Annotated in this window: 1 protein-coding gene; it reads right to left on the bottom strand. The window is 70.7% G+C overall.

Going from position 1 to position 242, the window contains the following annotated elements; genetic code table 11:
* The coding region (locus ACERZO_RS50365; protein ID WP_372673169.1) for a hypothetical protein at window positions 1–242 on the bottom strand (242 nt) is incomplete at both ends.

Genomic DNA, 242 nt, shown 5'->3' with positions numbered 1-242 from the left:
TCCAGCCCGGCGCTGCCGATGACCTGGTCGAGGTGCTCGACCTCGGAGTCCAGCGCGGTCAGCTCGGCGTCGACGGCCTCGGGCAGGATCTTGCGCAGCACCGGCGCGGCCCGCTCGACCGCGCGGTCGACCATCCGCCGGGTCTGCACCTGGACGCCCAGGTAGACCTCTTTTTCGGCCATCGAGCGGCCCATCAGCTGCTGCTGCTCGCCGATCAGGTAGTCGTCGAACGACAGCGCGCC

Source organism: Amycolatopsis kentuckyensis (genome assembly GCF_041679295.1).
Classification (GTDB): domain Bacteria; phylum Actinomycetota; class Actinomycetes; order Mycobacteriales; family Pseudonocardiaceae; genus Amycolatopsis; species Amycolatopsis kentuckyensis_A.
Note: the sequence above shows the minus strand (reverse complement) of the source record. Positions and strands in the feature narration are given on the sequence as shown.